The 24,644-nt window shown below is 71.2% G+C and carries 20 protein-coding genes; 6 read left to right on the top strand and 14 right to left on the bottom strand.

The window, feature by feature from the left end; all coding sequences use genetic code 11:
- Positions 1-85 precede the first annotated feature (85 nt).
- Positions 86-1,396: a siroheme synthase CysG gene (cysG, locus tag ACTIE5_RS23415; RefSeq protein WP_439552139.1), complete on the bottom strand. Its 1,311-nt coding sequence runs from the start codon at positions 1,394-1,396 to the stop codon at positions 86-88.
- 50 nt (positions 1,397-1,446) lie between these two features.
- Positions 1,447-2,406, bottom strand: coding sequence for a Bug family tripartite tricarboxylate transporter substrate binding protein (locus ACTIE5_RS23410; RefSeq protein ID WP_439552138.1), 960 nt, complete (start codon positions 2,404-2,406; stop codon positions 1,447-1,449).
- Positions 2,407-2,543: 137 nt separating this feature from the next.
- On the opposite strand from ACTIE5_RS23410, the gene ACTIE5_RS23405 reads away from it, so the two are divergent.
- Together ACTIE5_RS23405 and ACTIE5_RS23400 are read left to right on the top strand one after the other, a co-directional pair.
- Positions 2,544-2,855, top strand: coding sequence for a DUF4387 domain-containing protein (locus tag ACTIE5_RS23405; protein ID WP_439552137.1), 312 nt, complete (start codon positions 2,544-2,546; stop codon positions 2,853-2,855).
- Between the two features lie 17 nt (positions 2,856-2,872).
- Positions 2,873-4,249 (top strand): acyclic terpene utilization AtuA family protein, encoded by a 1,377-nt coding sequence (locus ACTIE5_RS23400; RefSeq protein WP_439552136.1) that lies wholly within the window; start codon positions 2,873-2,875, stop codon positions 4,247-4,249.
- Positions 4,250-4,255: 6 nt separating this feature from the next.
- Here ACTIE5_RS23400 and ACTIE5_RS23395 read toward each other — a convergent pair whose 3' ends face one another.
- The 10 genes from ACTIE5_RS23395 to ACTIE5_RS23350 form a co-directional block, all read right to left on the bottom strand.
- The gene (locus tag ACTIE5_RS23395; RefSeq protein ID WP_439552135.1) at positions 4,256-5,965 is read right to left on the bottom strand and encodes a putative bifunctional diguanylate cyclase/phosphodiesterase; all 1,710 of its coding nucleotides are present in this window, start codon (positions 5,963-5,965) and stop codon (positions 4,256-4,258) included.
- Positions 5,953-6,354, bottom strand: coding sequence for a hypothetical protein (locus ACTIE5_RS23390; protein WP_439552134.1), 402 nt, complete (start codon positions 6,352-6,354; stop codon positions 5,953-5,955). The genes ACTIE5_RS23395 and ACTIE5_RS23390 overlap by 13 nt, the downstream gene beginning before the upstream one ends.
- Before the next feature lie 195 nt (positions 6,355-6,549).
- Entirely contained in the window at positions 6,550-7,155 is a 606-nt protein-coding gene (locus tag ACTIE5_RS23385; RefSeq protein WP_439552133.1) for a TetR/AcrR family transcriptional regulator, read from the bottom strand.
- Between the two features lie 62 nt (positions 7,156-7,217).
- Positions 7,218-10,370: an efflux RND transporter permease subunit gene (locus tag ACTIE5_RS23380; RefSeq protein ID WP_439552132.1), complete on the bottom strand. Its 3,153-nt coding sequence runs from the start codon at positions 10,368-10,370 to the stop codon at positions 7,218-7,220.
- Positions 10,371-10,374: 4 nt separating this feature from the next.
- Entirely contained in the window at positions 10,375-11,577 is a 1,203-nt protein-coding gene (locus ACTIE5_RS23375) for an efflux RND transporter periplasmic adaptor subunit (RefSeq protein WP_439552131.1), read from the bottom strand.
- Between the two features lie 138 nt (positions 11,578-11,715).
- Positions 11,716-13,347 (bottom strand): hydantoinase B/oxoprolinase family protein, encoded by a 1,632-nt coding sequence (locus tag ACTIE5_RS23370; RefSeq protein ID WP_439552130.1) that lies wholly within the window; start codon positions 13,345-13,347, stop codon positions 11,716-11,718.
- On the bottom strand, positions 13,344-15,383 hold the full coding sequence (locus tag ACTIE5_RS23365) for a hydantoinase/oxoprolinase family protein (protein WP_439552129.1): 2,040 nt from the start codon (positions 15,381-15,383) through the stop codon (positions 13,344-13,346). Before ACTIE5_RS23365 ends, ACTIE5_RS23370 begins: the two co-directional genes overlap by 4 nt.
- Before the next feature lie 127 nt (positions 15,384-15,510).
- The gene (locus ACTIE5_RS23360) at positions 15,511-15,822 is read right to left on the bottom strand and encodes an HU family DNA-binding protein (protein ID WP_439552128.1); all 312 of its coding nucleotides are present in this window, start codon (positions 15,820-15,822) and stop codon (positions 15,511-15,513) included.
- Between the two features lie 153 nt (positions 15,823-15,975).
- Entirely contained in the window at positions 15,976-17,940 is a 1,965-nt protein-coding gene (locus ACTIE5_RS23355) for a molybdopterin biosynthesis protein (RefSeq protein ID WP_439552127.1), read from the bottom strand.
- Entirely contained in the window at positions 17,933-18,943 is a 1,011-nt protein-coding gene (locus ACTIE5_RS23350) for a hypothetical protein (RefSeq protein ID WP_439552375.1), read from the bottom strand. The genes ACTIE5_RS23355 and ACTIE5_RS23350 overlap by 8 nt, the downstream gene beginning before the upstream one ends.
- A 207-nt stretch (positions 18,944-19,150) precedes the next feature.
- Here ACTIE5_RS23350 and ACTIE5_RS23345 point away from each other — a divergent pair, with 207 nt between their 5' ends.
- The 4 genes from ACTIE5_RS23345 (at position 19,151) to ACTIE5_RS23330 (ending at position 22,517) form a co-directional block, all read left to right on the top strand.
- Positions 19,151-19,567, top strand: coding sequence for a hypothetical protein (locus ACTIE5_RS23345; RefSeq protein ID WP_439552126.1), 417 nt, complete (start codon positions 19,151-19,153; stop codon positions 19,565-19,567).
- A 90-nt stretch (positions 19,568-19,657) separates the two neighbouring features.
- On the top strand, positions 19,658-20,365 hold the full coding sequence (locus ACTIE5_RS23340) for an FCD domain-containing protein (RefSeq protein ID WP_439552125.1): 708 nt from the start codon (positions 19,658-19,660) through the stop codon (positions 20,363-20,365).
- Between the two features lie 41 nt (positions 20,366-20,406).
- Complete coding sequence (locus ACTIE5_RS23335) at positions 20,407-21,360, top strand: VOC family protein (protein ID WP_439552124.1); 954 nt, start codon at positions 20,407-20,409, stop codon at positions 21,358-21,360.
- A gap of 188 nt (positions 21,361-21,548) precedes the next feature.
- The gene (locus tag ACTIE5_RS23330) at positions 21,549-22,517 is read left to right on the top strand and encodes a Bug family tripartite tricarboxylate transporter substrate binding protein (protein ID WP_439552123.1); all 969 of its coding nucleotides are present in this window, start codon (positions 21,549-21,551) and stop codon (positions 22,515-22,517) included.
- A 204-nt stretch (positions 22,518-22,721) separates the two neighbouring features.
- Here ACTIE5_RS23330 and ACTIE5_RS23325 read toward each other — a convergent pair whose 3' ends face one another.
- A complete protein-coding gene (locus ACTIE5_RS23325; protein ID WP_439552122.1) occupies positions 22,722-23,759 on the bottom strand; it encodes an Ldh family oxidoreductase in 1,038 nt (345 codons plus the stop codon).
- A gap of 9 nt (positions 23,760-23,768) precedes the next feature.
- Positions 23,769-24,641 carry an alpha/beta hydrolase gene (locus tag ACTIE5_RS23320; RefSeq protein WP_439552121.1) on the bottom strand — a complete coding sequence of 291 codons (873 nt, stop codon included), beginning with the start codon at positions 24,639-24,641 and terminating at the stop codon, positions 23,769-23,771.
- Between the last annotated feature and the right edge of the window lie 3 nt (positions 24,642-24,644).

Raw genomic sequence — 24,644 nt, 5'->3', positions numbered from 1 at the left:
GCGGTTCCTCCGGTCGAGCTTCCCGTGCTTGTGCCACGGCGAGGCGCCGAACAGAACCGGGGCAGGGTCGTTCCGCCGGACCGGATCACGAAGCCGAAGGCGGCGCCCCCAGCGCGACGGCATCGCCCACCAGCACCAGGGCCGGCGCCCCGCTGGCCCAGCCCTCCGCCAGCGCGGCGATGGTGCCGATGGTGGCGGGCAGGCTGCGCGCGCCGCCCGTGCCGCCATTCTCGATGATGGCGGCCGGCGTCGCGGGGTCCATCCCCGCGCCGACCAGCCCATCACGCAACTGCGGCAGCGATGCCAGGCCCATATAGACCGCGATGGTCTGAAGCGGCCTGGCGAGTGCCACGAAGTCCAGGTCCAGCACGCCGTCCCGCACATGCCCCGTGGCGAAGGTCACGGTGCGGGCGGCGTCGCGATGCGTCAGCGGGATGCCCGCGCTGGCCGCGCAGGCCAGCGCCGCGGTGACGCCGGGCACCACCTCATGCGCGATGCCCGCTTCCCGCAGCGCCAGGATTTCATCCCCGCTGCGCCCGAAGACGAGGGGATCGCCGCCCTTCAGCCGCACCACGCGCTTGCCCTCCCGCGCCAGGCGCACCAGCAGGGCGTTGATGCCGGGCTGGGGCAGGGAATGCGCGGCGCCTGCCTTGCCGACGAGGATGCGCTCCGCGTCACGCCGCGCCAGGTCCAGCACCTCCGCCGTCACCAGCCGGTCATGCACGATGACATCGGCCTCCCCCATCAGCCGCAGGGCGCGGAGCGTCAGCAAATCCGCCGAGCCCGGCCCGGCGCCCACCAGATACACGATCCCGGGCGGCGTGGTGTCGGACGCCGCTAGCGCCGCGGCGAAGGCGGCCTCCGCCTCCTCCACCCGTCCTGCCAAGGCGAGGTCGGCCGGCGCGCCCGTCAGCGCCTGGTCGAGAAAACGCCGCCGCGCCGCCAGGTCCGGCAGCCTGGTGCGGATCGCCGCCTGGAAACGCTCCGCCAGCGCGGCCAGCGTGCCGATGGCGGGGGGCAGCAGGGCCTCGATCCGCTGGCGGATCATGCGGGCCAGCACCGGCGCCGCCCCGCCCGTGCTGACCGCGACGGTGATGGGCGCGCGGTCGATGATGGCGGGGGTGATGAAGGAACACAGCGCCGGCCGGTCCACCACATTCACCGGGATGCCGCGCGCCTGGGCGGCTTCCGACAGCGCCTGCAGATCGGCCTCCGCCGCATCCGCGCCGACAGCCAGCACCACGCCATCCAGCATCGCCGGCGCGAAGGCCGCTTCCTGCCGGATGATGGCGCCGGCGCGGCGCAGCGGCTCCGCCTTGCGCGCCGCCACCTCCCCGGTGCCGAGCAGCAGCACGGTCCGGCCGCGCAGGTCGAGGAAGGCGGGGAAGTGTCGCATCACCCGCCTTCTGCCATGCGCGCGCCTGTCGGCGAAGCGTTGTCAGCCCGTCAGAACTCGATGCGGATATTCGCGCGGCGGACGAACTCCACCCAGAAGGCGGTGCTTTCCTTCATCAGCGCCGAGAATGCCGGCCCGCGCATCGGCATGGGTTCCACCATCAGCGCATCCAGCCGCGCGCGTGTGTCCGGCTGCGCCAGCGTGGCGATGACGGCATCGCCGAGTGCCGAGACGGTCGCGGCCGGTGTCGCCACCGGCACCACCATGCCGAACCAGGCATCGACGACGAGGTCCGGCACGCCGCCCTCCGCCGTGGTCGGCACATCGGGCAGCGCCGCCAGGCGGGATGGCGCCGTCACCGCCAGGGCGCGCAGCCTTCCGCCGGACAGGAAGGGGGACATGGCGGCCAGCGTATCGCAGCTGAACAATTCCCGCCCCGCCGCCAGGTCGGTCAGCGCCGGCGCGCTGCCGCGGTAGGAAACGCCTTCCGCCTGTACCCCCGCGCGCATCAGGAACAATTCGCTGGTGAGGTGCCCGATGGTGCCGACGCCACCCATGGCGAAATTGCCGCCCCCCGCCCGCAGCCGCGCCACCAGCTCCCCCAGGCTCCGCGGTGCATCGGCGCCGGCATGGGTCGCGATCAGGTAGTAGGACCGCGCACAGCCTGCGACGGCGGCGAAATCCCGGTCCACCCGGTAGCCCGCATGGGGGTTCTGCGCGGCATTGATGCCGAGTGACGAACTGGTCCCCATCACGATCGTGCTGCCATCCGGCGTGGCGCGCGCGCCCTGTTCCGTGCCGGTGGTGCCGCCGCCGCCCGGCCGGTTCTCCACCACGATGGTCTGGCCGAGCACATCCTTCATGCCGTTGGCGACGATGCGGGCGATGGTGTCGCTGCCGCTGCCCGGCGCGAAGGGCACGAGAAGCCGGATGGATTGGCGCGGCTGCGCCAATGCCGGCGTCGCCAGCGCCAGCGGCGTGCCCAGCAGCAGGCGCCGAGAGATCGTCATGGCCGTGTCCTCCGCGCGCGCCTTGGCGGCGCGTCGCCCCGACTGTCCGAAGCAGCGTGGCCAGCGTCAAGCACGGCTTGACCCCGGCGGTGACGGGGCGGAGCATCCCGCCGCAAGAATTCGGGGGAAACGGCGGGATGAGTGGCCGGAGACTGATCGACATCGCGCGCGTCATCCGCAGCAAGAATGCGGGCCCGCTGCATTGCACGCTCGACATCCTCTTCGACGATGACGCGACGTTCCGGGAGGCACTCGCATCGCCCGCCATGACGCGGGAAGCGATGGCGCGTCTCTACGGCGTTTCCGCCACCACGGTGGAGGTCATTCCCTACGCCGCGGCCCATGCCATCAAGGTGGTGCTGGACCGCCCGGTGGTGGCGGGGTCGCCGGGTGATTCCGATGTCTATGGCGCGCAGCAACACGCGCCGCTGCTGGGGGTGGTGCTGTGAGTGTCGTCGGAAAGCTGATGGACCAGGGGCTCCGCCCGGGCGTGCCGCTGCGCGTGCTCGCGGCCTCCGGCCAGTTGGGCAATGGCGTGCCGGAGGCCGCGCTGAAGGCCGGCCTGGCACGCGCGCCGCATGTGCTGGGCTGCGACATGGGCTCCATCGATGTCGGCCCCGCCTATCTCGGCGGTGGGCGCCTGGCGACCAGCCCCGCCATCACGAAGCGCGACCTTCGCCTCGTCATCCAGGGTGCGCGGCAGGTGGGCGTGCCGCTGCTGATCGGCAGTGCGGGCACGGCGGGCGCGCGCCCGCATCTCGACCAGGCGCTGGCGATGATCCACGCCATCGCGAAGGAGGATGGGCTCAAGCTCCGCGTCGCCATCATCGCGGCCGACATGGACCGGGACTGGCTGCGCGGCATGGCGCAGGCCGGGCGCGTGCAGCCCATCGGCGCCATCGGCGCGCTGACACCCGCGGTCATCGACGGCGCTTCGCATATCGTCGGCCAGATGGGGACGGAGGCCTTCCTCCGCGCCCTCGCGATGGAGCCCGACATCATCCTGGCCGGCCGCGCCTGCGATACCGCGGTCTTCGCCGCCGTGCCGCTGCTGCTCGGCTATCCCGCCGGGCCCGCCACCCACATGGCGAAGATCATCGAATGCACCTCGCTTTGCTGCATCCCCGGCGGGCGGGACGCCATGCTCGGCACGCTGCTGGGCGACAGCTTCGAGCTGGAGAGCATGAACCCCGCCCGCGCCGCGACCCCCGTCTCTGTCGCCGCGCACAGCCTCTATGAACAGGCGGACCCGCTGCGGGTGCATGAGCCCGAGGGGATGATGGACACGACGGATGCGCGCTACGAGGCGATCGATGATCGCCGCGTCCGCGTTTCCGGCGCCACATGGGTGCCGGCCACGCAGCACAGCATCAAGGTGGAGGGCGCGACCTTCGTCGGCGAACGCGCCGTGCTGCTGGCCAGCACCACCGACCCCCGCGTGATCGAGCACCGCGAGAGCATCGCCGCGGGGGTCCGCAAGATCGTCGCCGACATCCTGCCCGGCGCCGGCGACTACGACCTCCGCTTCCGCGCCTATGGCACCGGGGAGACGAACCTGTTCCCCGGCGCGCGCGAAGGCCTTCCCGTGCCGGCGGAGGTGTTCTTCCTGCTGGAATGCATCGCGGGGGATGCCGACACGGCCAAGGCCATCATCGGCGTCGCCAAGCAGAACCTGCTGCATTTCGGCTTCCCGGGGCGCCTGTCCACCGGCGGCAACATCGCCTTCCCCTTCACGCCCCCGGAACTGCCGGCGGGCTCGGCCTATCGCTATTCCGTCTATCACATCGCCGAATGCGACGACCTCGCGGCCGCCTTCCCGGTGCGGATGGAGACGGTGGGGTAGGCCCGCCTACCCGAAGCGCGCCAGCAGGGAAGGGATGGCGGAAGGCGGCTGCGCGGGGCTGAACAGGAAGCCCTGCGCCTCCCCGCATCCTTCCGCCGCCAGGCGCTCGAACTCCGCGGGGGTGTTCACCCCCTCCGCCGTCGTCGCCAGGCCGAGGTCGGCCGCCAGCCGCATGATGGCGCGGATGATCGCCGCCCCCTCCCGCTGCGTGTCCACGCCCACCACCAGATTGCGGTCGATCTTCACGCGCCCCACCGGGAAGCTGCGCAGCTGCGCGAGGGAGGAGAAGCCCGACCCGAAATCATCCAGCGCCAGCCCCACCCCCTGCGCCCGCAGCAGCGCCAGCACATGCGCCGCGCCGCGTTCATCGCCGAGGAACGTCACCTCGCTCAGCTCCAGCTCCAGCCGCCGCGCGGTCAGCCCGGTGCCCGCCAGCGCATCCGCCACCAGCCGCGGCAGCATCTCCCCCCGCAACTGGATGGGGGAGATGTTGACCGTGACGCGCAGGTGATCCGGCCAGGCCGCCGCATCCCGGCAGGCCTGCCGCAGCACCTGGTCGCCGAGCTGCGTGATCAGCCCCGTCTCCTCCGCCAGCGGCACGAATTCACCCGGGGAGACGAAGCCGCGCGCGGGATGCCGCCAGCGGGCCAGAGCCTCGAACCCTGCCAGGCGGCGGGTCGCGGTGGCGATGATGGGCTGGTAGTGCACCTCGATCTGCCGCTGGATCAGGGCCTGGCGCAGATCGGCCTCCGCCTGGCGGATCGTCTGCGCGCCGCGCAGCGTGGCGGGGGCGAAGATCGCCAGGCGGTCGCCTGCGCCCTGCCGGGCCGTGGATAAAGCGAGTTCCGCGTCGCGCATCAGCGCCCCCGGATCCATGCCGCCCTCGGAGACGGCGACCCCCACGCGGGTCGCCAGCACCACCATCCCCTCCGGCGTCGGCACCGGCGCCGCCAGGTCGCGCAGCAGCGCGGCGGAGAGTTCGTGCACCGTTGCGGCCGGGCAACCCGCCAGAAGCAGGGCAAAATCATCCGTCCCGATGCGCGCCGCCACGGCCCCCGCGGGCTGGCGCCGCACGATGCGGGTGGCGGCGATGCGCACCGCCTCCTCCGCCGATGCGCGGCCGAATTCGCCGCGATGCCCCTCCAGGCTCACCAGCAGGATGGCGGCGCCGTCCGGCCGGTCCTGCATCGGCTCCATGCGCCGCCGCAGGCCGCTGGCGTTCAACAGGCCGGTCAACTCGTCATGCTCCGCCAGGAAGCGGGCGCTGGCTTCCGCCCGGCGGCGGGCGGTGATGTCCTCGAAGGATACGGCGACGCCCTGGTCCAGCCGCACCGCGCGGCTGCGGAAGCTGCGCGACCCCTGGCCATCGCCGGCACCGCGTTCGCGGATGCTGACGGTCCCCGTTTCCAGCACCGCGGTGAATTCCGCCAGCATGCCGCCCGGCCCGCCGAGGTGCATCGGCAGCGCCAGGCTGAGCCGCGCCCCCGCTTCCCGCCCGCGGCGGGGCCGCAGCCCCAGCAGCCGCGTGGCCGTGCCATTGGCGTAGTCGATGCGGAAATCCACCACCGCCCCGGCGGCATCCCGCAGCGGTTCCAGGACCACGAAGCCTTCCGGGGAGATGTCCTGCGCCGTCTGGAACCGCGCTTCCGACCGCGCCAGCCGGCCTTCCGCCGCCTTCAGCCCGGAGATGTCCACCAGCACGTTCACCGCCCCCACCAGCTGCCCGTCCGGCGCATGGAGGGGGGGGGGAAGGGGGCGAAGGGTATCCGCACGCCATCCGGGCGTTCCGCATAGGCCCAGGCCCCGCGCACCGCCTTTCCTTCCTTCAGGCAGACGGCCATCGGGCATTGGTCATGCGGCAGGGTCGACCCATCCGGCGCCACGATCCGCCAGGACCCGCACCAGCGCTGGTCATGCAGCGCCGGCCGCCGGCCCCACAGCGTGGCCGCGGCCTCGTTGTAGTAGGTCAGCGTCCCGGTCACATCCGTGGCGTAGACGGCGACACCCAGCGCATCGATCAGCAGCCGCGCGGCCTGCCGGCCTTCCGCACCCGCGGAATCCTCGCGGCCCAGACCATCGATGAAGGCCGCCAGATCGTCCGCCATGGGTAACAGATCCGGATGCGGATTGCCGGAAGCGGGAGCAAGCCTGGCCAAACCGTCCATGGGCGCCTCGCGGATTCGTCTGGTGGAATGCGTCGGACTCGACGGTTCCTTACAATCGCTAACGGTTCGTTGATCGCTGCCCTGCCAAAGGCCGCTCCACCTGGAAAGACAAACCTTAAATTATTGTTGGATCGATCAGACCGGGGTCCGCGCGGCTGCGCCGTGCAGGAAGATGGCGACCGCCAGCCGCGCCAGCCGCGCCACCTCCGCCCCATCCGGCGGCGCCCGCAGGCCCAGCAGCAGCGTCACCTGCGCCGCGCCCAGCGCCATGCCGAAAAGCAGCCGGGCGCCGGCTTCCGCATCGTCCAGCAGCAGCCGCCCGCCCCGGATCTCCCGCTCCATCCGCCGCTGGAGGGTGGAGGCGCCCTTGGCCAGGATCGCGCGGTGGAAGGCCTCCGCCAGTTCGGGCGTCCGCCCGCCCTCCGCGATCACCAGGCGGAAGATCGCGGTCTGGCGGGCGGAGAGCAGGTGCCCCGCCGCCGCTTCCAGGATGCCGACAAGCGCGGCCGCCAGATCCTCCGTCTCGGCTTCCGGCTCCGGCGCCCCATGCACCGGCGCCAGGGCCCGGGCGATGCAGGCCTCGAACAGCGCGGCCTTGGAGGGGAAGTGCTGGTAGAGCGTGCGCTTGGACATGCCGGCCAGGCGCGCGACCTCATCGAGCCCGGCCTCCGCATAGCCATCCCGCAGGAAGACCCGTTCCGCGGCCTCGCACAGCAGGCGGGATCGTTCCGGGCCGGGCATCCTTTCCCGCCCCGGGGCACGGCGCGCGACGGGTGCCGCCGCCACGCGGTCCAGCAAGGCCGTCACTCACCCGGCGCGGGTAGCGCCGCCATCGGGGAAGCACCGTCCTTCGCGTGCGCCGGCTTGGTGCGGAACAGCCGCAGCACCAGCATGAAGAAGACCGGCACGAAGATGATGGCGAGCACCGTGCCCGTCACCACGCCGCCGATCACCCCCGTGCCGATCGCGTTCTGCCCGCCCGATCCCGCGCCCGTCGCGATCGCCAGCGGCACGACGCCGAGTGTGAAGGCCAGCGACGTCATGATGATCGGCCGCAGCCGCTGCCGCGCCGCGACGGCCGTCGCCTCCATCACGCTGCGCCCGCGGTCGAAGCCTTCCTTGGCGAATTCGACGATGAGGATGGCGTTCTTCGCCGTCAGCCCGATGGTCGTCAGCAGCCCGACCTGGAAGTAGATGTCGTTCGACATCCCCCGCATGATGCTGGCCACCACGGCGCCCAGGATGCCGAGCGGCACCACCAGCATCACCGCCGTCGGGATCGACCAGCTTTCATACAGCGCCGCCAGGCACAGGAAGACGACGAGCAGCGAGATGGCGTAGAGCGCCGGCGCCTGGCCCGACGAACGCCGTTCCTCGAAGGAAAGCCCGGACCAGTCGAAGCCGATCCCCGGCGGCAGCCGCGCCGCCAGCTGCTCCATCTCCGCCATCGCCTGCCCCGTGGTGTAGCCCGGCGCCGGCCCGCCCTGGATCTCCCGCGACGCGATGCCGTTGAAGCGTTCGAGGCGCGGCGAGCCATAGACCCATTCCGTGCGCCCGAAGGCGGAGAAGGGCACCATCTGCCCCTGCGCGTTGCGCACGAACCAGCGGTCGAGGTCGCCCGGCAGCATCCGCGCCGATGCATCGCCCTGGATGTAGACGCGCTTGATGCGGCCACGATCCATGAAGTCGTTGACGTAGGTGGCGCCCCAGGCGGTGGACAGCGTGGTGTTCACGTCGGTGATGGAAAGCCCCAACGCGCTGGCGCGCTCCCAATCCACCAGCAGGCGAAACTGCGCTTCGTCATTCAGCCCGTTGGGGCGCACGCCGGCCAGCATGGTGCTCTGCCCCGCCATGCCCAGCAGCTGGTTGCGCGCATCCATCAGGGCCGCGTGCCCCAGCCCCGCCCGGTCCTGCAGCTGGAAGGTGAAGCCCGTGGCGTTGCCGAGTTCCGTGATGGCGGGCGGCGAGAAGGAGATGACGATGGCATCCTGCCAGCCCGCGAAGCGCCGGTTGATGCGCGCCGTCAGCGCCTGCACCTTGTTTTCCGCCCCTGGACGGTCCGCCCAGGGCCGCAGGCTGATGAAGCCGAGGCCGGAATTCTGCCCGCGGCCGCCGAAGCTGAAGCCGTTGATGGTGAAGATGGAGGCGACGACGCCGCTCTCCTCCTCCCGCAGGTAGCGCGTGATCTCGTCCAGCGTGCGCTGCGTGCGTTCCGTGGTGGCGCCGGGCGGGCCGATGACCTGCACGAAGGCGGTGCCCTGGTCCTCATTCGGCAGGAAGCCGCCGGGCAGGCGCAGGAAGGAATAGCCGAGTGCGGCGATCAGCGCGGCATAGACCACCATCATCCGCCAGGGCCGCTTCATGCTGCCGCGGATGCCGCGCTCATACACCTTCGACCCGCGGTAGAAATTGCGATTGAACCAGCCGAAGAAGCCCCGCGTGCCCTGGCCCGGCTTGTGCGGCTTCAGCAGCGTGGCGCAGAGCACCGGCGTGAAGAAGATCGCGACCGCGACGGACAGCCCCATGGCGGTGGCGATGGTGATCGAGAATTGCCGGTAGATCACGCCGACCGACCCGCCGAAGAAGGCCATGGGCAGGAACACGGCCGACAGCACCAGGCCGATGCCGACCAGCGCGCCGGTGATCTGGTCCATCGATTTGCGCGTGGCCTCGAGCGGGGAGAGGTGTTCCTCCCCCATCAGCCGCTCCACATTCTCCACCACCACGATGGCGTCATCGACCAGCAGGCCGATCGCCAGAACCAGGCCGAACATGGTCAGCGAATTGATGGAATATCCCGCCGCCGCCAGCATCGCGAAGGTGCCCAGCAGCACGACGGGGATCGCCAGCGTCGGGATCAGCGTGGCGCGCCAGTTCTGCAGGAACAGGAACATGACCAGGAAGACGAGGACCACCGCCTCCACCAGCGTGTGCATCACGCTGGTGATGGACAGGCGCACGAAGGGCGTGGTGTCCAGCGGATAGACCACTTCCAGCCCCTGCGGGAAGTTGGGCTTCAGGCGTTCGATGGTCGCGCGGACGTTGTTCGCGGTGTCCAGCGCATTGGCACCACTCGCCAGCCGGATGCCGATGCCGGCGGAGGGCTGGCCGTTGAAGCGCGTGGTGAAGGCGTAGTTCTCCGCCCCGATCTCGACCCGCGCCACATCCCGCAGCCGCACCTGCGATCCATCCGGCCGCACGCGCAGCAGGATGGAGGCGAATTCCTGCGGCGTCTGCAGGTAGGACGGCCCGATGATGGTGGCGTTGAGCTGCTGCCCCTGCACCTGGGGCAGCGCCCCCATCTCGCCGGAGGAAACCTGCACATTCTGCGCGCGGATGGCAGTCGCGACATCGCCCGGCGTCATGCCGAAATTCAGCAGCCGCGCGGGGTCGAGCCAGATGCGCATGGCGTATTGCGCGCCGAAGACCTGGTAGTCACCCACCCCCGGCGTGCGGCTGATCGGGTCCTGCACGCTGGTGACGAGGAAGTCGGAGATGTCGGTATTCGCCATCGTCCCGTTGGTGGACACGAAGCCCACCACCAGCAGGTAGTTGTTGCCGGATTTCGTGACGCGGATGCCCTGCTGCTGCACCACCAGCGGCAGGCGCGGCGTGGCCAGCTGCACCTTGTTCTGCACCTGCACCTGCGCGACATCGGGGTTGGTACCCTGCGCGAAGGTCAGCTGGATGGTGGCGCTGCCATCCTTGGACGCGTTGGAGGAGAAATAAAGAAGGTTGTCGATGCCGCTCAGCTGCTGCTCGATGACCTGCACCACCGTGCTCTGCACCGTCTCCGCGGAGGCGCCGGGGTAGGAGACCTGGACCGAGATCGCCGGCGGCGCGATGGCGGGATACTGCGCCACCGGCAGCGTGCGCAGCGCCAGCATCCCGGCCAGCATGATGCCGATGGCGACCACCCAGGCGAAGACCGGGCGGTCGATGAAGAACCGTGCCATCGCCTCAGCTGCCTGCGCGGGCGACGGGTGCCGTGCGTTCCGTCGGGTTCACCCGCGCGCCGGGGCGGATGCGCTGGACGCCCTCCACCACCACGCGATCGCCCGGCGCGACACCGTCCGTCACCAGCCAATCCGTGCCGATGGCGCGGGTGGTGCGCAAGGTCCGCGCCTCCACCACATTCTGCGCGTTCACCACGAAGGCCATGGGCTCGCCGCGCGGCGTGCGGGACACCGCCTGCTGCGGCACCAGCAGCGCGCGGTCGGTGACGCCTTCCTCCACCTCCGCGCGCACGAACATGCCGGGCAGCAGCAGCTGGTCCGGGTTCGGGAAGACCGCGCGCATGGTGACGGACCCCGTGCCCTGGTCCACGATCACCTCGCTGAACTGGATCTCCCCGGGATGCGCGTAGCGGGACCCGTCCTCCAGGATCAGCGATGCGGAAGCGAGGTCGATGGAGGCGCGCCGCAGCGCGCCGCTCGCGACATCGCGGCGCTGCTGCAGCAGCGCGGCACTCGGCTGCGTCACGTCCACATAGATGGGGTCGAGCTGCGTCACCGTGACCAGCGCCGCCGCCTGGTTCGCCGTCACCAGCGCGCCCGGCGTCACGGTGGAACGCCCCGTGCGGCCATTGATGGGGGAGGAGACGCGCGTGAAGGCCAGGTCGATGCGCGCCGTCTCCAGCGCCGCGCGGGCGGACATCACATCGGCCTGCGCCGTGCGGAAGGCCGCTTCGGCATTCTCCAGATTCTGCTGCGACACGGCCTGCGCCTGCGCCAGGGACCGGTAGCGCGTCGCCGTGCCGCCGGCCGCGCGTTCCGTCGCCTCCGCCCGCGCCAGCGCGGCTTCCGCGCGGCGGACGGCGGCTTCCAGCGTGGCGGGGTCGATCTGGAACAGGGGCTGGCCGGCGGCAACGCGCTCGCCTTCCGTGAACAGCCTCTCCCGCAGCACGCCGCCGACCTGCGGCCGCACCTCCGCCACCCGGAAGGGCGCGGTGCGGCCGGGCAGGGTGGTCGTCACCGGCACTTCCTTGCGTTCCAGAGTCACCACCGTGACGGCGGGCGGCGGGGGTGGCGCGCCCTGGGCCGCCGCCGGCTTGGGCGGTTCGTCGCAGGATGCCAGGACGCCGAGCAGGGCGAGGCAGGGCAGCAGGCGGCGCGCCATGACATGGCCGTGAAGGCCATGCCGGAAGCCGGGGGAGGGTTGCATGCGACCTCGATGAAACGCGTCTTTGTCGGATTGGGAAACTGGCGCGTTTCCGCCTCATGTCAACATAACTTGCTGCAACGCAGCGTAACTTCTGTCCGCCAGCCGTTACGCCGGATGCTGCGCGCGGCGTCGGTTACGTCAGGCGTAGCCCATCCGCGTGTCGCGTTCGGTGGCCTCCGGCGCGCGATCCGCCGGCGGGCCGAAGCCGCCGCCGCCGCTGGTCTCCAGCCGCACCACATCGCCCTGCTGGAGCTTGAGGTTGTCGGTCTTTGGCGGGATCGGGCCCTCGGCGCCATCCCGCCGCAGCACCAGCGCGCCGGTGGCCGCCGGCCCGCCGCCTGCCAGGCCGTAGGGCGCGTGGTCGAAGCGGTCCATGTTGGCGGTGAAGAAGCAATGGGCGCTGTCGATGCGCCATTCCCGCACCAGGCCCAGCCCGCCGCGCCGCATCCCCGCGCCGCCGCTGCCATCGCGCAGCGCGTAGCGCAGCACCGTCAACGGCAATTGCGCCTCGATCATCTCGATCGGGATGTTGCTGTTGTTGTGCATCCCGCTGGCATAGGCGTTGACGCCATCCTTGGCGGGATGCGCGCCCGATCCGCCGATCTCGATCTCCACCAGCACGTCCCGCGCGCCGCTGTCCTTCACGGTCTGGAAGGTGGTGACGTAGCTGTTGCCGTAATAGGCGGCGGGGATCAGGTCCGGCACCGCCTGGTGCAGCGCGCCGTTCATGGCGTTCAGCAGCCGGTGCGAAACGGCGATGCGATGCGCGACGGGCGCGGGGTGGCGCGCATTCACCACCAGCCCTTCCGGCGCCGTCACGCTGATCGGCCGGTAGCAGCCCGCCGACATGTGCAGCGACGCATCCGCGCAGCACATCAGCGCGAACATCACCGCTGCATTGGTGGAAGCGAGCGTCGCATTGGTCGGCCCCGCCACCTGGGGCGAACAGCCGGAGAGATCGACCCGCGCCGTCTCCCCCTCGATCTCCAGCCGCACATGCAGCCGGATGCGTTTCCCCAATTCGATGCCGTCATCGTCGAGGAAATCCTCGAACTCGTAGGTGCCGTCCGGCATCCGCCCGATGGCCGCGCGCATGCCCGCCTCGCTCATGTCGAGGATGCGCGCACCCGCCTCGATCATCGCCGCGGCACCGAAGCGGTTGGCGAGGCGCGTCAGCGCCGCCGCGCCCACTTCCAGGCTTGCAAGCTGGGACGACAGGTCGCCCAGCAGCAGATCCGGCTTGCGGATGTTCTGCCGGATCATCGCCCAGATGCCCTCGTTCCGCACGCCGCGGTCGATCAGCTTCACGGGCGGGATTCGCAGCCCCTCCTGGAAGATTTCCGTGGCTTTCGCGGCATAGGACCCGGCGACGAGGCCGCCCACATCGATGTGGTGGCACAGCGTGCCGACGAAGGCGATCCGCGCGCCGCCGTGGAAGACGGGCTTGAAGGCCAGGATGTCCGGCAGGTGCTGCCCGCCGCAATACGGGTCGTTGAAGATCACCACATCGCCTTCGTGCCACTGCTCCGGCGGGACGTGGTCCGCCAGCAGCGCGCGCAGCGCATGGGTCATGGAGTTGAGGTGGCCGGGGATGCGCGCGGATTGCGCCAGGTTCTGGCCCTCCGCGTCGAACACCGCCGTCGAGTAGTCCAGCAATTCGCGCACGATGGTGCTGCGGCTGGTACGCCAGATCGTGATGTCCATCTCCGCCGCCGCTGCCGTCAGCGCGTTGCGGATCACCTCGATCTCGATAGGGCCCAAGGTGGTCATGCCGCGATCCTCCGCGCGATGATCGCGCCCTCGGGGTCCAGCGCCGCGCGCCAGCCCGCGGCGATGACGTGGGTGGCGAAGGCTTCCTCGATGATGGCGGGGCCCTCGATGCTGTCGGAAAGCCGCAGCCTCTCCCGCCGCCAGACCGGCCAGGCTGTGGCCGCGCCGCCCTGCCAGACCTGCCGCGCGCCCGGCGCCGTCGCGCTCTCCGCCGGCGTCGCCGCCGCTTCCTCCGGCTTGTCGAGCCGTCCGATGGCGGCGGCGCGCAAGGTCACGATCTCCACCGGATCACCCTCCGCCGCGTAGGAGAAGCGCGCGCGATGCGTCGCGTGGAAGCGCGCCAGCAGGGGGGCCAGGGCAGGGGCTTCCGGCCAGGGCACCAGCAATTCGAAGGCCTGGCCGCGATAGCGAAGATCGGCCGATACCTCGACCGCGCGCTGGCTGTCCGGCACGCCATCCTCCGCCAGCCGCGCATCGGCTTCCGCGCGCAGCCCCGCCACCGCCTCGGCCAGCGCCGCCGCGTGGCTGTCCTCCGCCCGATACAGCCGCGACCGCGCGATGTCCTGCACCAGGTCGGAGAACAGGATGCCATAGGCCGAGAGCGTCCCCGGCTCCCGCGGCAGGACCACCTCCGTGATGCCGAGCTCGTCGGCGACTTCGGTGGCGTGCAGGCCGCCCGCGCCACCGAAGGACAGCAGGGAGAATTGCCTTGGGTCCAGCCCCTTCTCGAACAGCGAAAGCCTGACGGCCGCGGCCAGCTGCGCATTGGTCACGCGCAGCACGCCCTCCGCCGCCGCTTCCGTGGACAGGTTCAGTGGCCCACCGATCCGCGTCGTCATCGCATCCCGCGCGCCCTTGAGGTCCAGCGCCATCGCGCCGCCCAGGAAGAAATCCGGGTCGAGTCGGCCCAGCACCGCATTCGCATCCGTCACGGTGGGCTCCACGCCGCCGCGCCCGTAGCAGACCGGCCCCGGCCTGGCGCCCGCGCTGCGCGGCCCCGCCGTCAGCCGCCCCGCCGCATCGACGCTGGCGATGGAACCGCCGCCGGCGCCGATGGTCCGCATCTCCACCATCGGCAGGCGCACGGGCAGCCGATCGACCTCCCCCTGCGTCACCAGCCCGATGACGTGGTCCTGCACGACGGAGACGTCGAAGCTCGTCCCCCCCATGTCCACCGCGACCAGATTCGGCCGTTCCAGCCGGCGGGAGAGCCTTTCCGCCGCCAGCGCGCCGCCCGAGGGCCCGGACAGCAGCAGGCGCGCCGGCTGTTCCGCCGCCCGCGCCAGGCTGCACATCCCGCCATTGGACTGCACCAGGAAGATGCGCGGCCGGAACCCATCCTCCCCCAGCCGTGCCTCCAGCTTCGCGAGGTAGCGCTGCACCACCGGCATCAGCAGCGCGTTCAGCACGGTGGTGGACAGGCGTTCGTATTCCCGTATCTCCGGGCTGATGTCGGATGACAGGCTCACCGGCACCCCCGGCAGCGCCTTCGCCACCGCATCCCGCAGCGCGCGTTCATGCGCGGGGTTGGCATAGGCATGCAGCAGCCCGATGGCGATCGCCTCCGGCGCCGTGGCCCGCAGCCTTTCCATCATGGGCGCGAGGTCGCCCAGCGCCGTCTCCACGCTGCCATCGGCGCGCATCCGTTCGGCCACGCCGAAGCGCCGGTCACGGTCGATCAGGCAGGGGAAGGGGTCCGGCGCCAGGCCGTAGATGTCACGCCGCACATGGCGCGTGATCTCCAGCACATCCTCGAACCCCGCCGTGGTCAGCAGCACGCCGTGGGCGAGCTTGCGTTCCAGCACCGCATTGGTGGCGATGGTCGTGCCGTGCAGCAGCAGCCCCACATCGGCCAGCCGGAATCCGAATCGCTCGGCGGCCTGCCGGATGCCGATCATCAACCCCTCGGAGGGATCGGCCGGCGTCGTCGGCGCCTTCCAGGCCATCACGCGGCCGTGGCGCTGGTCCAGGATCTGGAAGTCCGTGAAGGTGCCACCGATATCGACAGCGATTCGAACAGGCTGGGCGACGCTCATGCGTGCACGCGCCTGCGCTGGATGGGAGGCATCTTGTATCTCCGGTCACGTCGGACCGGCAGCATGGCCGCACCCGGCGGGATGCGGAAGGGGCGCCGGCCGCCGTAGGGGCCGGCGCCGCCGAACCTCAGGCCTTGGAGGCCTTGCGCTTCGCCTTCTTCATGCCGGCCAGCGCCGCTTCCTTCAGCGCCGGGCTCGCCTTGAACTTCACCGTGGCGCCGGCCTTCACCGCCACCTTCTCACCCGTGCGGGGGTTCATCGCCGTGCGCTTCGCCGTCTCGCGCACCGCGAAGGCGCCGAAATCGGGAATCGTGAAGCGGCCCGTGGCCACGATCTCGGTCTTGATGGCCCCGATGATGTCGGCAGCGAGCTTGCCCGCGGCATTCGCCGGCATCTCGGTGGACTTCACGATGACATCGGTGAGGAACTTCTTTGACATGTTGCGTCTCCTTGCAGGCAGCCCCGCATAGCCGAGCGCGATGCCGATGTCAGCGCCGAATGCACGCGAATCGGCAATCTTCCCGCGCTGCACTGCAAAAAAACCGCATGATGAGCCGCCGAAACGGCTTTCTGCCCACCATGCCGCCCGGCTTCACGCCCCCGTGGCCGCGCGGGCGAAGCCCAGCGCCGCCAGCGCGGCACGCGATTCGGCCGATTCCAGCACCCGCAGGAAGGCCGCCACCGCCGTGCGATCGGCCCGCGCCTCGGCCAGGAAGAAGTCGTAATGCTCATCGGCCAGCGGCAGGAAACCCAGGCCATAGGCGCGCGCGACCGTCTCGATCGCCACCCCCCAATCCGCCCGCCCCTGCGCCACCGCGGCCGCGACCGCATTGTGGGATTTCGGCTGGTTGGCGTAGCCCGCTGGCTTCGCGCCGCCCAGCAGCCCGTCCAGCAGGATGCGCGTGCCCGATCCCGCATTGCGGTTCACCAGCAGGCAGCGCGGATCGGCAGCGGCCTCCGCCACCGCCGCCCTGCCATCCCGCCCCGCGAAGCGCCCGTCGCCGGGCCGGAACACCACCCCCTGCAGGCGCCGCCAGCCCGGCACCAGGCGCAGCCCCGGCGCCAGGAAGGGCGTGTTGTAGTCGCCTGTCTTCGCATCCAGCAGATGCGCCGGCGCCAGGTCGCATTCCCCCCGCCGGGCCGCCGCCAGCCCGCCGAGGCTGCCCACCGCCAGGCTGCGCGCGCGCAGACCCTCCGCCGCCAGCAGGTCCAGCACCGCATCCAGCCCTACGCAATGGCTGCCGATGATGGTGAGGTCCGGCAGCCGCGTCGCCGCGCCGATCAGCCGCACCCGCACCGCCTGGCCGGCTTCCGCCCCCTGGTCCAGCGCGGGGATGGCGAAGAATCCGTCGGCCTGGCTGAAGGCCGTCACGCTGCCGGATCCTTTGCCCAGCGGCCAGGCCAGGATTCCGTCCCCGGATGGCGCCAGCGACGCCATCACATATTCCTCCCGCCCCAGTTCGCTCGGCATCCGAACGGGGAGCGTCGCCGCCACATCCGTCTCCTCCCGCGCCGGCAACCCCGCCATCGCGCGCAGCAGCGGCACGGCAAACTGATGAAAGGTGAAGACCGCGCTGGTCGGAAAACCCGGCAGCACGAAGACCGGCTTGCCATCGACCCTGGCGATGCAGAGCGGCTTGCCCGGCTTCAGCGCCACCCCGTGCACAATCACGCCGTCGCCCAGGATGCGGTGCGACACATCGCCCGCCCCCTTGCTGGTGCCGCCAGACATCACGACGATATCCGCCTGCTCCACCGCCTGGCGCAGCGCCGCCGCCAGCGCCGCCTCCTCATCCCGCAGGATGCCGAGGGGCAGGGCCTCGCCCCCATTCTCCGTCACCGCAGCGGACAGGATGGCGGCGTTGCTGTCCGGGATGGCGCCGGGCGGCAGGGGCGTGCCGGGCGGCACCAGCTCATCCCCCGTGGAGATCACCGCCACGCGCGGCCGCCGGACCACCGGCACCGCCGCGATGCCGCAGGCCGCCAGCATCCCGATCTCCCGGCTCGTTACCACCGCGCCGGCGCGCAGCACCGTCTCCCCCCTCGCGATGTCGCTGCCGGCGAAGCTGATGAAGGAACCGGGCGCGGCGGGGCGGGACAGCAGGATGGCGGGCGGGTCGCCTTCCTCCCATTCCGTATGCTCGATCATCACCACCGCATCGGCGCCGCGCGGGATCACGCCGCCGGTCGCGATGGCTGTCGCCGTGCCGGGCGCCACCTCGATCCCCGGCGCGACGCCGCAGGCCAGCACTTCCGCGTTCAGCACCAGGCGGCGCGGCGCTGCCTCCGCCGCCCCGGCCGTATCCGCCGCCCGCAGCGCGAAGCCATCCACGGCAGACCGGTCGAAGGGCGGCGCATCCCCGGCGGCCGGGACGGGCCTCGCGATCACGCGGCCCAGCGCCGCCGCCAGCGTCACCTCCTCCGCCGGCAGCGCTGCGAAGGGGAAGGCATCGCGCAGCCGGCGCATCGCCTCCCCGGCGGAGACGACCTCCAGGAACTGTTCCTGCCGGGCGGCGCGTCGGATGCGCTCCGCCAGCGATCGGTGATGCTCAGACAAGGGAAAGCGCCTCGATCATCGTTCCAGCCTCGTAGCCCTCCGTGCCCGGCGGCACCACCAGCACCGCCTGCGCCCGGGCCAGCGCGCCAAGCGGCAGGGCGCCGATGGCCAGGGGCGTGGCCATTCCGTCCGTATCCACCGCCAGCGGCACCAGTTCCGTGATGCCCACGGCGGAAGCGACCTTGCGCGCCAGCCGCGCCCGCACCGGCGCCGGCGCCGGCGCGCCCGACAGCACCCGCAGCGCCGGCAGGGCGAGCAGCAGGAAGGCCGCGGCCGCATCCTCCGCCATCGGCGGCAGCAGCAGCGCCGGCACGCCATCCCGCCGGCCGACCGCCGCCTCCATGCCCGGTCGCGCACCCAGGCCCCGCAACGCCTCCTCCAGCGCCGGGTCGTCGGTCAGCACCAAATCGGGCGTGTCGCCGACGCGCTCCGCCCCCTCCGCCCGCAGCCAGGCCTCGATCATCGCGGCCACAGCGGGGTCGCGGTGGCGCAGCAGGATGCGCGGGATGCGCAGCGCCACGCTCTCCAGCCCCGTGGCCGCCAGCGCCGGCAGGTCCCGCGCCTGCAGCCTTTCCCCTGCCGCGCGGATCACGCTGCCCGCGGCGATGTCGGCGCCAGGCGGGCGGAGGCCATCGCCCGCCGCCACTTCCTGCATCGCCATCACGGCCTCGCCCGCCTCCATCGCATCGAAGGGGTCGAGCACCGCATCCCGGCCCTCCGGCATCGGGTCCCCCGGCCGCACCCGGATCGCCGGGCCGGGCAGGGGTGACGGGGCATAGACGCCCGCCCCTTCCGTCTCCGCCGCCACCACCGCCCAGCCTTCCCGCAGCGCCATCACCCGGGCGGGCACCGGCCCGGCGGTGACCAGCGCCGAAGCCAGCACCCGTCCCGGCGCATCGGGCAGCGCCACCAGGCGCGGCGCGACCGGCGCCAACTGCCGGAGCAGGACAGCGAGCATCGCATCCAGCGGCGTCAGCCGGGCGGGGCCGGGCTGCCGGAACATGGGGGGCACGGGTGGGGTCCTTCTGCCGGTGCCGCCGCCTGTTAAGGCTGGAACCCCCGATCCGCCAGCGCCCAAGGCGATGCCGAACGGCGAAGGCAGCGATATCGTACACGAAATGGAGAGCGCAATGTTCACAGCTTGTGCACGCATGGCGTGCATTCCGCCCAGGCCTTATGCTCGCGAAACCTTGAACCCCCGAATCCTCCCATGAATGGCTTGGCGCTTGTCCTCCGGTGGCTCGCCAGGCTGCGCGGATTGCCGCTCTGGCTCCGCCTGGCCACCGCCCTGCTCCTGGGCGTCGTCGCCTTCCTCTGCCGGGCCAATCTGCTGCCGCACCGCATGGGCGCGGGGCGGGACCTGCTGCTGGTCGCGATCGTCCTGTCCTCCTTCTGGCTGGGCTTCCTGCCCGGCCTGGTGACCGGCGCCGTGGTGCGTGGATTGTCGCTGTGGTGGTTCACCGGCCCGCAGGAAACCACCCTGGTCCGCCCCTGGAACGACCCCGGGATCGCCTTCTTCATCCTGATTGCGGTCGGTGGGGCCGCCGCCGCGGGCCATGCGCTGCTGGTGCTGTCCAGCACGGAGGACAAGCCCGGCGACGACCCCCCCACCCGCCTGGGCGCCTGACCTTTTCGCGGGCTATCGGATTTTCGAACATACTTGCTTGATCGAATATCCTTCCCTAGGCTCCCCGGCGACGGGGAAGGGGGAGGTTTCGTGCCGCCGCGCGCCATGCCAAGACCGGCGGAGCCGGATGCCGTGCTGGTCAGCCAGGACGTGCTCTCCCGCCTCAAGGGCGATATCCTGGACGGGCACTACGCCCCCGGTGCCCGGCTGCGCTTCGCCGATCTCCAGCGCGCCTATGGCGCGGGTATCGGCACGCTGAGGGAGGCGCTGTCCCACCTGCTGCCGGAAGGGCTGGTCGAACTCGACGCCAATCGCGGCTTCCGCGTCGCTGCCATCTCGGCGGAGGACCTCCGCGATGTCTCCGCGCTCCATACCGAATTCGAACAGCGCGCCATCCTGGAAAGCGTGCGGCATGGCGACGATGCCTGGGAAGCCGGCGTGGTGCTGGCCTTCCACCGCCTGGCGAAGATCGAGCGCCTGAGCCGGGAGGAGCGCAAGCAGCGCAGCAGCGAATGGCTGGCCGCCCATCGCGACTTCCACCGCGCGCTCGTCGCCGCCTGCCCCTCCCGCTGGCTGCTCCGCCTGCGCGCCCAGATGTATGACCACATGGAACGCTACCGCCTGGTCTGCCAGCGCCACCGCCCCATCGGGCCGTCCAAGCGCGCGGAGCATGAGGCGATCCACGACGCCGCGCTGGCGCGCAAGGCGGAACTCGCCGCCGAACTGCTCGGCGCGCATCTGAACGAGACCACGGAAACCGTGCTGCGCCACGCGCCGCAATTCATGCCGCCACCCTGAGCCCGCAGGGGGCAGGACTGGCGTTGGGAGGAAGGAACAGGATGCAGGACCCCATCATCAAGGTGCGCGATGTCGCATGGATCAGGCTCGGCTCGCCCGATCTCGACCAGGCGGAGCGCTTCCTGACGGATTTCGGGCTGCTGCGGCAGGTGCGGACGGAGAATGCGCTCTACATGCGCGGCACCGGCGATGCCCACCATTTGCACATCACCGAACGCGGCCCGGACCGCGTGCTGGGCGTCGCCTTCCACGCGGATAGCGAGGCCGATCTGCACCGCCTGGCCGCCCATGCCGCCGGTGCATCGGGCGTGGAGGCGCTGAACGAACCCGGCGGCGGCAAGCGCGTGCGCCTGAAGGACCACAACGGCTTCACCATGGAAGTCGTGCATGGCGTCGCCACCGTCGCCACGCTGCCCGAACGCCATTCCCTGCTGAACACCGGCGCGGAACGCCCGCGCCTCGGCCAGTTGCAGCGGATCGAGCCGCGCCCCTGCCAGGTGAAGCGCATGGGCCATGCCGTGTTCAGCACGCCGGACATCGAAGGCTCCGTCGCCTGGGCGCATCGCCATTTCGGCTTCATGGTCAGCGAACACGTCCACGCCGAGGACAACCCCGACTTCCTGCTGGCCAGCTTCAACCGCGCCGACCGCGGCGATGAATTCGTCGACCACCACATCATGATGTTCGGCCGCCACAGCCGCGCCGGCCTCAACCACATCTCCTACGAGGTGCAGGACATGGACGACCTCCATGCCGGGCATGACTGGCTGCAACAGCAGGGGCACTACCACCTCTGGGGCATCGGCCGGCACCTGCTGGGCAGCCAGGTCTTCGACTACTGGAAGGACCCCTGGGGCCGGGTGCATGAACACTGGACGGATACGGACACGCTGAACGCCAGCATGGCGCCGCGCCTGGTGCCGAAGAGCCAGGGGCTGAAAAGCCAATGGGGCCCCCAGGCGCCCCAGGAATTCCGCGAAGCGGCCAGCGTCTGATCCCATCCGCCGCCTCCAGCGGCTCCTGGGAACAGCCACTTGCCATGCCCTCAAACGCCGGGCGCGCGCTCCGCGCGCTTGGCTTCGCGGCACTTGCCGCGGGCCGCATTCGCGACCTCGGCCGCCCGTGGCGGCCGCCGAGCGTGTGCCGAAAAATCGAAACGCTGAGAATGGGAGGAAACAAGAAAATGCTCACCCGTCGCATGGCGCTCGGCCTTCTGGCTGCGCCCCTGGTCGCCAGCCCCGCGCTCGCCGCCTGGCCGGACCGGCCCATCCGCCTGCTGCACGGCTTCGGTCCGGGCGGCACGGCGGACATACTGGCCCGCCTGATTGCCACGCCGATCGGCGAACAACTGGGCCAGTCCGTCGTCGTGGAGTCGCGGCCCGGGGCGGGGGGCAACATCGCCTCCGCCGCGCTGGCCCGCAGCCAGGCGGATGGCCATACCATCGGGCTGCTGACCGGCGGCCACGCCGTCTCCGCCGCCTTCGCCCAGGGGCTGACCTTCGACCCGGTGAATGACTTCGACTTCGTGTCGATGGTGGTGCGCTACGCCTTCGTCATCGTCGTGCGCGCGGACAGCCCGGCGCGGGATCTGGCGGGGCTGGTGGCGATGGCGAAGGCGCAGCCCGGCCGCGTCACCTTCGGCTCCGCCGGGGTGGGGTCCACCCATCATCTGGTGGGGGAGATGCTGAACGCCGCGGCGGGGATCCAGATGCAGCACGTGCCCTATCGCGGCGACGCCGCCGGCACCACGGCGCTGCTGGGGGGAGAGGTCGCGGCGATGGTCACGACCAGCGTCGGCGTGCTGCCCCATGTCCGCGCCGGCACGCTGCGCTGCCTGGCGGTGAGTTCCGCCACGCGGTCCAAGCTGCTGCCCGATGTGCCCACGGTGGCCGAGGGTGCGGGGCTGCCGGGCTTCGAGGCCCCGACCTGGGCCGGCATCGCCGCGCCCAAGGGCCTGCCGGAACCCGTCGCGGTCCGCCTGCACCAGGTGGTTGCCGCCGCCATCAACGAACCCGCCATGCGCCGCCGCCTGGACGATCTGGTGGATGGAGAGGTCGATGCCGGCCGCCCCGGCGACATGCGCCCCTTCGTCGCGGCCGAGATCACGCGCTGGCGCCAGGTGATCCAGCGCCAAGGCATCCAGATGCAGTGACCGGTGCCGATTCCGCTGGCGCGGGCGGGATCGTTCCTGTTATGTTCAGGTCGTCATCGGGCTTGCCGCGCGACACGCAAAGCCCTCTCCCCCCCAACGGGGGGAGAGGGTTGGGTGAGGGGGGCTGCGCCACCCCTGGCATTTGTCCAAAAGCACCACTGAATCGGTGCTAAAACCGCTAAAACGGCTAAATCGGGTTAGAAACTAAATGGTCGCCGGCACCGGCACGCCCAGCCGCGAAGCGGCGTCGCTCAGCTGCTTCCACACGCCCGGCGGCAGCGGGATGCCATCGGCAAGCCGCCGCACCCGCTCCGCATCGCCACGCTCGCCCGGCACCAGCAGGGCATCGGCGCCCGGCGCGCGGGGCTGGGCGGCCACCGTGGCGGCGAGGTCATCGACGCTGTCCGCCAGCTCCGCCGGATCGCCGAAGGCCGCGAGGTCCAGCGCGATGGCGACGCCGTTCATGCCGTAGGATTTCTCGCCGCGAAGCGCCGGCGCGATCATCGGGTTGGTCGCCACCAGGCTCGCCAGGCATTCGATCATGAGGGAGAGGCCGGCGCCCTTCGGCCCCGCCATGGGCAGCAGCGTGGCGACCTTCGCGGCCTCGGTGGTGTCGGCGCCCTCGGCATCGATGCCCCAGCCCGCGGGGATCGGCGTGCCCGCCTGCTTGGCGCCGAGGATCTTTCCGAGTGACACCGTCGCCGTCGCCATGTCCAGCAGCAGCGGCGGATGCCGGCCCCCCGGCATGGCGATGGCGATGGGGTTCGTGGAGACCACGGCCTTCCGGCTGCCCGGCCAGGCCATCAGCGGGATGCTGGCGGTCATCACCAGCCCCGCCATGCCCTGCGCGGCGGCCTGCAAGGCGAAGTGCCCGACGGCGCCGGCATGGGTGATGTTCCGCGCCACGCACCAGCCCACATGCACGCGCTTCGCCGCAGCGATCGCTTCCTCCATCGCGCGCTTCATCGCGACGGGTCCGGGGGCGCCCGCGGCATCGAGCAGCGCGATGGCGCCCACGGATTTCAGAAGCGTCATCGCCGCCGCCGGGCGGATGTCGCCGGTGCCGATCTGTTCGAGGTAGCGGGGGATGCGGATGACGCCGTGGCTGTCCACGCCGCGAAGATTGGCGAAGACCAGCGTCTCCGCCCAGACCGCCGCGTCATCGATCGGCGTGCCCGCCGCGGCCAGGATATCGCGCGCGAGGGCTTGCAGGGCAGGGGCGGCGATGCGGATCTTGCTCATGCGCGCAGACTACGCCGGGACGACCGGGAAATGCACGTCGAGCCAGCCCTTCAGCAATCCCGCGGTCCGCTTGTTGCCGGCGGCCAGCGGGAAATGGTCGGTGCCGGTGATCAGCACCAGGTCCTTGGGCTGGCCCGCCTTCTCCCACAGGCGGATCGACTGCTCCGTCGGCGTCACCGTGTCATCCGCCCCGTGCAGGAACAGCACGGGCCGCGGGCTGATCCAATGCACCACCTCCTCCGCCTTGAAGTCGAACATGGATTGCGCGGTGTCGGCGGATACTTCCATGAGTGCGTTGGGAGAGAGGTTCTTGCGCAGGTGTTCCTGCATCGGCACCACGTCGAAGCGAGGCACCGTCAGCGCCTCGCCCGTCTTCTCCTTGTGGGCGCGGTTGGCGGCGAGCATGTCGAGGAATTTCGGCCAGGCCTCCCCGGGATGCTGGCCCATGAATTTGCGCTCCCCATGGCCCCAGCCGCAGGAGGAGATGACGGCCGCGAAGCGCTGGTCCACCGCGCCGGCATAGCAGGCGACGGCGGCGCCGAAGCTGTGGCCGATGATGCCGATGCGCGCAGGGTCGATCTCGGGCCGCTGCGACAGCCAGTTCAGCGCGTTCTTCGCATCCGCCACCTGGTCATGGCACAGCACGTAGCCGCGCTTGCCGCCGGACTTGCCGCAGCCCCGGAAATCCATGCGCAGCACCGCGTAGCCGAAGGATTCCAGCAGCCGCGCCATGATCTCCGCATGGCTCTTGTCCTTGGACCCGATGAAGCCGTGCAGCACGATGAAGGCCGGCAGCCTGGTGCCCGGCGGCGTGCCGTCCGGGATGTGCAGGTCGCCCGCGATGTCGATGCCGTCGGAGACGAAGCTGACGGGGGTATCCATGGC

The sequence above is a fragment of the Falsiroseomonas sp. genome (genome assembly GCF_051859025.1).
GTDB lineage: Bacteria > Pseudomonadota > Alphaproteobacteria > Acetobacterales > Acetobacteraceae > Falsiroseomonas.
The sequence above is the reverse complement of the archived record's forward strand: the minus strand, read 5'-3'. Positions and strand labels throughout refer to the sequence as shown.

Excerpts from the sequence above, each read along its gene's own strand:
- cysG (WP_439552139.1), bottom strand. The coding sequence starts at position 1,396 with ATGCGACACTTCCCCGCCTTCCTCGACCTGCGCGGCCGGACCGTGCTG.
- ACTIE5_RS23410 (WP_439552138.1), bottom strand. The coding sequence starts at position 2,406 with ATGACGATCTCTCGGCGCCTGCTGCTGGGCACGCCGCTGGCGCTGGCG.
- ACTIE5_RS23405 (WP_439552137.1), top strand. The coding sequence starts at position 2,544 with ATGAGTGGCCGGAGACTGATCGACATCGCGCGCGTCATCCGCAGCAAG.
- ACTIE5_RS23400 (WP_439552136.1), top strand. The coding sequence starts at position 2,873 with ATGGACCAGGGGCTCCGCCCGGGCGTGCCGCTGCGCGTGCTCGCGGCC.
- ACTIE5_RS23390 (WP_439552134.1), bottom strand. The coding sequence starts at position 6,354 with ATGGCGGACGATCTGGCGGCCTTCATCGATGGTCTGGGCCGCGAGGAT.
- ACTIE5_RS23385 (WP_439552133.1), bottom strand. The coding sequence starts at position 7,155 with ATGCCCGGCCCGGAACGATCCCGCCTGCTGTGCGAGGCCGCGGAACGG.
- ACTIE5_RS23380 (WP_439552132.1), bottom strand. The coding sequence starts at position 10,370 with ATGGCACGGTTCTTCATCGACCGCCCGGTCTTCGCCTGGGTGGTCGCC.
- ACTIE5_RS23375 (WP_439552131.1), bottom strand. The coding sequence starts at position 11,577 with ATGCAACCCTCCCCCGGCTTCCGGCATGGCCTTCACGGCCATGTCATG.
- ACTIE5_RS23370 (WP_439552130.1), bottom strand. The coding sequence starts at position 13,347 with ATGACCACCTTGGGCCCTATCGAGATCGAGGTGATCCGCAACGCGCTG.
- ACTIE5_RS23365 (WP_439552129.1), bottom strand. The coding sequence starts at position 15,383 with ATGAGCGTCGCCCAGCCTGTTCGAATCGCTGTCGATATCGGTGGCACC.
- ACTIE5_RS23360 (WP_439552128.1), bottom strand. The coding sequence starts at position 15,822 with ATGTCAAAGAAGTTCCTCACCGATGTCATCGTGAAGTCCACCGAGATG.
- ACTIE5_RS23350 (WP_439552375.1), bottom strand. The coding sequence starts at position 18,943 with ATGTTCCGGCAGCCCGGCCCCGCCCGGCTGACGCCGCTGGATGCGATG.
- ACTIE5_RS23345 (WP_439552126.1), top strand. The coding sequence starts at position 19,151 with ATGAATGGCTTGGCGCTTGTCCTCCGGTGGCTCGCCAGGCTGCGCGGA.
- ACTIE5_RS23335 (WP_439552124.1), top strand. The coding sequence starts at position 20,407 with ATGCAGGACCCCATCATCAAGGTGCGCGATGTCGCATGGATCAGGCTC.
- ACTIE5_RS23330 (WP_439552123.1), top strand. The coding sequence starts at position 21,549 with ATGCTCACCCGTCGCATGGCGCTCGGCCTTCTGGCTGCGCCCCTGGTC.
- ACTIE5_RS23325 (WP_439552122.1), bottom strand. The coding sequence starts at position 23,759 with ATGAGCAAGATCCGCATCGCCGCCCCTGCCCTGCAAGCCCTCGCGCGC.
- ACTIE5_RS23320 (WP_439552121.1), bottom strand. The coding sequence starts at position 24,641 with ATGGATACCCCCGTCAGCTTCGTCTCCGACGGCATCGACATCGCGGGC.